Annotated in this window: 4 protein-coding genes and 1 pseudogene; 2 read left to right on the forward strand and 3 right to left on the reverse strand. The window is 32.5% G+C overall.

Translation table 11 applies throughout. From position 1 onward, the window contains the following. Positions 1 to 62: 62 nt before the first annotated feature. Genes LX80_RS05160 through LX80_RS05170 form a run of 3 tightly spaced genes read right to left on the reverse strand, consistent with a single transcriptional unit; the run spans position 63 to position 4,717 of the window. Positions 63 to 1,784: a hypothetical protein gene (locus LX80_RS05160; RefSeq protein ID WP_111293964.1), complete on the reverse strand. Its 1,722-nt coding sequence runs from the start codon at positions 1,782 to 1,784 to the stop codon at positions 63 to 65. 43 nt (positions 1,785 to 1,827) lie between these two features. Next, entirely contained in the window at positions 1,828 to 2,616 is a 789-nt protein-coding gene (locus LX80_RS05165; RefSeq protein ID WP_111293965.1) for a tetratricopeptide repeat protein, read from the reverse strand. A gap of 52 nt (positions 2,617 to 2,668) precedes the next feature. Then, positions 2,669 to 4,717, reverse strand: coding sequence for a tetratricopeptide repeat protein (locus LX80_RS05170; protein WP_111293966.1), 2,049 nt, complete (start codon positions 4,715 to 4,717; stop codon positions 2,669 to 2,671). Between the two features lie 580 nt (positions 4,718 to 5,297). On the opposite strand from LX80_RS05170, the gene LX80_RS05175 reads away from it, so the two are divergent. Then, positions 5,298 to 5,816 carry a T9SS type A sorting domain-containing protein gene (locus tag LX80_RS05175; RefSeq protein ID WP_111293967.1) on the forward strand — a complete coding sequence of 173 codons (519 nt, stop codon included), beginning with the start codon at positions 5,298 to 5,300 and terminating at the stop codon, positions 5,814 to 5,816. 147 nt (positions 5,817 to 5,963) lie between these two features. Next, a pseudogene (locus LX80_RS05180) lies at positions 5,964 to 7,009 on the forward strand (collagen-like protein); the annotation flags it as partial.

The raw sequence follows: 7,009 nt of genomic DNA on the forward strand, positions 1-7,009 counted from the left end.
AAAGTATTATGCAGGTGTATTCGGATATAACTATTGTGTGTCAATAACTTTAAACGATTCAATTATTCATATGGTTGAACTATGAATTTTGGTTGATTATTTAAGTAATTCAAATAATCCTTTCTGAAATAACCTACACAGCCGTATTCAGGGAAGTCTTTATTGATGATTTCAGCTAATTGATACTTTTCCTTAAAATTAGAATCATTAAATATGTTTTTAAATATGATATTATCCCACATAGTGGGGTTTGTATAATAATCATTAGTTCGTTGTAAATTTATTGAGTTAGTCTTCAATGCTTGTGCCATCAAAATTTCAGGGGCTAATTCATAAAATGTTTCTTTATCAAATGATTCATGACCTTTCGGGCCCTCTTTTATGTTGTTGGCATGTGCCATAAGCGTATTGTTCAAACCCATCATATCAATTATATTCCCTTTATATGCATAAGCTATTCCGCCCGCTGAGCCATATCCAATGGTTGGCAATGAGTCTTCAAAAATGATTGATAAATTTTTTCCATTTTCTCTTTCATTTGCAGCAATATAAAATTCATTTGAAATACTAAATTGATAATTAGCTACTGGGCCGTATAAATTTTGACTATTTTTAAAATACAACCAATTCTGGTATATGTTTTTTGTAATCCATAATCCTGCTGCAATCAAGAATAAATAGATATACTGCAACGAAACTTTTTTCGTTACATAAACTATAGGGAAAAGATATAAAAAATATATGATGGGGTAAATTGGTTGGTACATTCTAAACCCATTAAAATGTTCGGCACCTTCTACAATAGGGATGGTTATACCGGTAAAATTGAATAGAACTATTATTAAGCCTACATAAAATATAATATTTATTTTGTTTTTTATATATTCAACTAAAAGCAATGATAAAGAAATTGCTAAAAATAGTATGATAGATATGCTATAACTATTTAGAAAATTTTCGAAATAATTGAATCCATCATTCAATGTTTGAGAAATGGATGCAGAAACTTTTGCATAGAATGTATTAGGAAAAGGATATTTGAAATAAATTAACCGAAACGTTGTAATTATTGAAAAACTGCCAGTATAGCCAATTACCGGTAGTATAATAGTTTTAATTGTTGCATTAAAATTGTTGGTTTGTATGTAAACAATGAAGGTAAATAGGCTGATAATCATTAAGCCCCAAATAACTGCTTCAGGCCTGGTTAAAATGAGCGTAATAATTAAAACTGTAAGAAAAATTCCTTTTTTTTTATTGATATTATTGCGCTTAATTACTAACTCAATAAAGAAAGTAAAAATAGCTATCAGAATAAAGCTGTATATCCCGGCGTCCATTAATGAAATAATGATCCATCCAAAGTATAATGGGTTGCTGATAAGCCATGCTAAATATCCTATTTGTAAACAAAAAGTAATGGTTTTGCTAAAATCTAATTTTTTGGATAATAGTTGAATAGCGTATTGAATGAGCAATGTGCTTGCAATTGCTATAATTAAATTAAACAGAAAAATTAAAATTTCAGGATTGGGACTAATCAAATAAAATGCACTGCAAATTAGAAAATATAAGAAAGAGGTAAATCCTTCAACATGTTCTCCACCTGCATTGTAAACAATACCATGTCCGTTCACAAAATTTTTAGCATAAACAAATATAATGTTTGCATCATCTACACCAATAAGTGGTTCATTAATAAAGTGGAATGAATAATAAGACCCAATTAAAACACATATAATTGAAATGATATTGATATAATAGTTTTGTTTTAAAAAATTCATGCAAACCTTCTTTTACAAAATTATTTTTGATTAAGTATTTTATTTACTTATCATCCATTTCTTGTTGAGCCCATGCTATATTATTTTTAGCTAGTTGATTATTAGGATCTGTAGCAAGTGCTTTATTGAAATTTTCAATGGCTTTATCATATTCTTTATTGAATACCTGAGCTGTACCTATATTATTGTAAAATATGGAACTTGCTGAAGGATATTTTTTCAATCCATCACTCCAAATGGCTATACTCTTATTATACTCACCTACTTGCATGTAAAGAAGTCCAAGTTGAATGTAAAAAGCTTGATCCTGCTTATCGGGTGATGTTGTCAATAAGGTATTAATGATATTAATGGTTTTTTGTTTTTCATCTAAGCCCCATTTCAAATTATTTTTTGCTAACTGAAAACTAGTGTCAAGACTAATAGCTTTTTTGCATGCATCAATACCCAATGTATAATTCTTCAACATAATGTTGGCTACCCCCAAATTATTATAGGCATTGGCATTATTGGGTTCTTTTTTAATTAATTTTTTTAAAGGTTGAATGGCTTTTCCAGGCATTTTTGCATTAATGTATGCAGCAGATAATGCTAATATATTTGCTGCATTCGGATTAACATTGGCTGCTTTTTCTAAGCTGGCCAATAAATTGTTGAGACTGTCTGTATTTGATTTTTCAGTTTTTTTATTGTTGCTTTTGGGTGTACTTGAAATTAAAATGGCTATTGGAATTGCCAAAACAATAACAATTCCTGCAATAATTAATATTCGCTTTACTAATGGGCTGATGGTATTGCTTTCCATATTGCTGTTAGTGTTAGTTTGATTCATTTTTTATATGTTTAAAAAGTTTAATTTTTTTTAATGAATATAAAGGTTGATATTACTTTTTTTGTGCAGTTAAAGCTAACTGAAGGTTGTTTTTTGCAATTGTAAAATCAGGTTTTAGCTCAATAGCTTTTTGTAATGCGGGTATAGCTTTATTATATTCTTTCAAAGCAATGTAACTGGATCCAATGTTGTTGTATGCTTCAGCAAAGTTGGGCTTGATTTTTAATGCTTTTTCTGCCGCTCTAATGCATCCAGCATAGTCTCCTTTTTGATAATAGCCTAAACTTAAATCAATGTATTTATTGGCATCAGGTTGTGCATCAATTAAACTTTCCTGCATATCTAAACCATTTTTCTGTGCATCAGCCATACTCAAATATTCTTTAACTGATGCATTATCAGGTATCAACTTTTGTGTTTCCAGTGCTAAATTTTTTAAGGCAGACCATTGTCCGGTTTCACTATAAGCACGCATTAAAAGCATTCTGGCATCTATTTGTGCAGGTGATAATTCCAACGATTTTTGTAAGTAGGGGATTGCTGCCGTATAGTGCTGATGATTTATTAAATATCTTCCATAAAAAAACCAGCTTTCAGGATAAGCAGGACCTAAAACTAATGCTCTTTTAAAATAGGTGCTAGCGGCGGTAGTATCGCCTTTAATGTCATTAATAATTGCTAAGTTTATTTGTAAGGCATGATAGTTTGGTAGCAATTGTAATGCTTGAATAAAGTACTTTTCGGCAGTGGCATAATCACCTTTATTCATTTGGGTTAATCCATAATTCATTAATCCTCTTCCATTATTCGGACTATTTTCGGTTACATTCTTCCACAAACTTTCTTCAGTGTGCCACACTTTATTTCTATTAATAGTGGCATAAGCATATACACCTAATAATAAAAGTGCTGCAATTGCAACATACGTTTTATAAGGTAATTTTTTTCGGTTTAACCAAATTTTCAATGGCTCTAAAAATAATCCGACTGCCCAAACTACACTTATCATCAAGCCAATATAAGGAAAGAAAATTCTGTGGTAGTTTAATACTTCTGCCAAAGGGAAAATGCTGGAAGTGGGAATTAAAGCTAAAAAGAACCAAAAAATGCCAAAGCTAATGGGCTGCCATTTTTTATTGAATGATGTGATAATAGCAACAATGAGCAATGCTGTTACGAATAAAATACCTGCAATAAATCTAGGGTCTGTTATGCCCGACAGTAACCCCCAGTCTGTATCGGCACTTAATTTTATGGGTAAAAAATAAATACCAAAATAATGTGCAATAATGTAAGGCTGCGTTATTAGATATTGAAGCGCAGAGTTTCCACCGGGAATCCAACTTGGCGGAGTCATTTTATCAATGAATACATATATTAATCCACATACTATAAATACAGGAATTATTTTTTTGAGGAGTTGAATTACTTGCTGCCTGTATTTTGCTTGAAATAGTTGTTGCAAGTTCAGTTGGTATTCAAAATATAACAAATAGAAAAAGAAAATAGGCGCAAACATTACCGCAGTAGGTTTGGCCAAACTCCCAATTATAATAGGTATAAGGTATAAATATTTTTTTCTGAAGTTGGGCCAATATTGATACACAACAAAAGCTAAGACTACAAACATGGTCGATTGCAAGTCGCTTCGCGCAATAATATAATTGATGGTTTCTGCATTGGCGGGATGAATTAAGTACCATAAAACCCCAAAACCTACCAACCATTTATTTTTTGATGGTTGATTCTGCGTTAATTGAAATATTTGCCAAATGAAATAAAATAGCAAAATACCTTGCAGTAAAAAAACAATAAAATCATCCATTTGAAACCAAAATGGGTTGTAACCTCCGGCCAGCCAATAATCAATTGCCAATGTAAAACTTACTAAAGGTCTATATGATTGATTCTGTGGTAAAGAGCTAAAAGTAGTACCGTCAATAAAAAAGCTTGGAATATTCTTTAAGCTTCGTATGTAAACATTATTTAAAATGGTGTGCGAGTCGTCAAAATGAAAAGTGTTGTTAAAATGATTCCAATAAACAATGGATGTTACTAACAAAATGATTATTAGAAAATACACATTTTTCGGTTCTTTCATATGTGTTTGGTTACAGGGTGTTTCTGGGCTTTTCAGTTCAATTTAAATATAAAGTTTGGCAAATTTCAAAAAAATAGTATTATCAATCAGCATTTTGTCTTTTTCTCTTCAAAAAACATAAAAAATTACAAAATAGTAAGGATACTTCCAAAAAGGGATTGCTAAAGCTGAATATTGGCATTACTACCCATAAGTAGGGGATGTTTTTTAATTTAAAATTAACTTTTTTAAGTAATTATACATTAAATAAATGTATAATTACTTAACGATCAAAATATCATTGAATCAAGTGAATTTGTTTCATTTAAAAACATATAGGGGCTGGAAAAAAACAAACTTTTTTTAAAAAGTAGTTCCTATAACCTTAAGTAAGCTTCTGCAATTCAATTAGAACAACAAATTTTCCAATTCAAAAGCTACGTACCCTCTTTTTGTGTATTGAGTACACAATTTATGTTTACAAAAAGTGTAATAGAAGTAAATAAAAATTTGTGGTTGATAATGAAAATTTAATGTAGTTTTTATAAAAATTTGGCACCTTGAAAACTTTTACTATCTTTGTAGTCAAATCACTACAAGCATGTATAGAAATCTACGCAATTTTATAGTAATTTTAGCAGTAATCTTCGCTGTAAATACATCTGTATCTGCTCAATCTATTCAGCGTCAAGTTGTAGCTACCGCAGGTGGTTATACCAATCAAGGTAGCATTGCTATTTCATTCACTGTGGGTGAACCGGTAGCTGATTTATTCCCAAATGTTTTCCAAGGCAAAGCCCTAACTGCGGGGTTTCAACAACCTGATCCTGAGATTCAAGAGAATATATATCGTGATTCCAGCAATTATTTTGTATTATTTCCTAACCCTACCATTGATGGGAAAACCAAGTTAGGATTTAGAGATGTACCGAATGGAACATATACCATTGACATTATCGATGCTTTGGGTAGGGTTGTACAAACAACTACTGTTGAATATTTTAATCACAACTTCTTGTATGTGGATTTAGATGTAACTAATTTGGCACGTGCAGTTTACTTTATCAGAATAAGAAGTGATAAAAATTTCCGCGGCGAGTTGAAGTTGATGCGTTTGTAATTTCATAAAAATGGGTGATTTTAGTGTCACATAAAATTTAACACCTGCTGTAACGTTTAACATCTTATTATGATTATATTTACTTTTGTAGTATAAACTGTTAATGGGATTTTAACGTATTGAGATAACAACCTAAACCTTGGAAGTGTGAAGCGAATTTTACTAACCTTGTTTTTATTGACTGGTATTGTAGTATCCTCCTATGCTCAACCACAGTCATTCAAGTATCAGGCCGTTGCACGTGGTCTGAACGGCGCATTGTTAAGTAATCAACAAATCAATGTGCGCATTAGCATTTTGCTTGGAACCAGTCCCAATCGAACTTTAGAATACCAAGAAGTTCAAACTGTTACTACAAATCAGTATGGTCTTTTCTATTTAGATATTGGAAAAGGTACTCCAACAACCAGTGCAAAATTCACTGATATAGATTGGGCTAGTCCTTTACAACAATACATACAAACCGAAATTGATTTAGGTCAGGGTTATGTAAACATGGGAGCTTCCGAAATGTTAAGTGTTCCGTATGCGTTATATGCACTTAATTCCCCTAAAGGACCAACAGGGGCTACGGGTCCAACCGGTGCTACGGGAACTACTGGAACACCGGGTACAAATGTTTTAACTGGATCAGGTGTTCCCTCTAATACTTTAGGATTTAATGGTGATAGTTATATTGACGTTACTACCGGCAATGTTTATACAAAAAATGCAGGTACCTGGGTTAATAGTGGTGCCTCTTTAAAAGGGGCCACCGGTGCTACTGGTCCAACAGGACTTACCGGCAGCTCAGCACTGAGTGGAAGTGGCGTTCCCGGTAATAGTTTAGGTAATAATGGGGATACATATATTGATTACACAACCGGAATTATTTATACGAAATCTGGAGGTACTTGGACGAGTACAGGAAATAGTTTAATGGGTGCAACCGGCGCTACTGGAGCGGCCGGATTTTCTGTTTTAACAGGTGCTGGTATCCCATCTAATAGTTTAGGAAACAATGGCGATACTTATATTGATAATAATAGCGGTATTTTATACACTAAGTCTGCTGGCGTTTGGAACAGTACAGGAAAATCCATTATGGGGGCTACAGGTGTTACCGGTCCTACAGGTGCGGTTGGAAATACTGGTCCTCAAGGAGCTCAGGGTCCTCAAGGTCCACAAGGTATTCAAGGTGTAACAGGTGCCAC

It is taken from the genome of Hydrotalea sandarakina, from assembly GCF_003254115.1.
Taxonomy (GTDB): Bacteria; Bacteroidota; Bacteroidia; order Chitinophagales; family Chitinophagaceae; genus Hydrotalea; species Hydrotalea sandarakina.

Bases quoted from the DNA above. Each gene is read 5' to 3' on its own strand.
- LX80_RS05170 (WP_111293966.1), bottom strand. From the start codon at position 4,717: ATGAAAGAACCGAAAAATGTGTATTTTCTAATAATCATTTTGTTAGTA.
- LX80_RS05175 (WP_111293967.1), top strand. From the start codon at position 5,298: ATGTATAGAAATCTACGCAATTTTATAGTAATTTTAGCAGTAATCTTC.
- LX80_RS05165 (WP_111293965.1), bottom strand. From the start codon at position 2,616: ATGAATCAAACTAACACTAACAGCAATATGGAAAGCAATACCATCAGC.
- LX80_RS05160 (WP_111293964.1), bottom strand. From the start codon at position 1,784: ATGAATTTTTTAAAACAAAACTATTATATCAATATCATTTCAATTATA.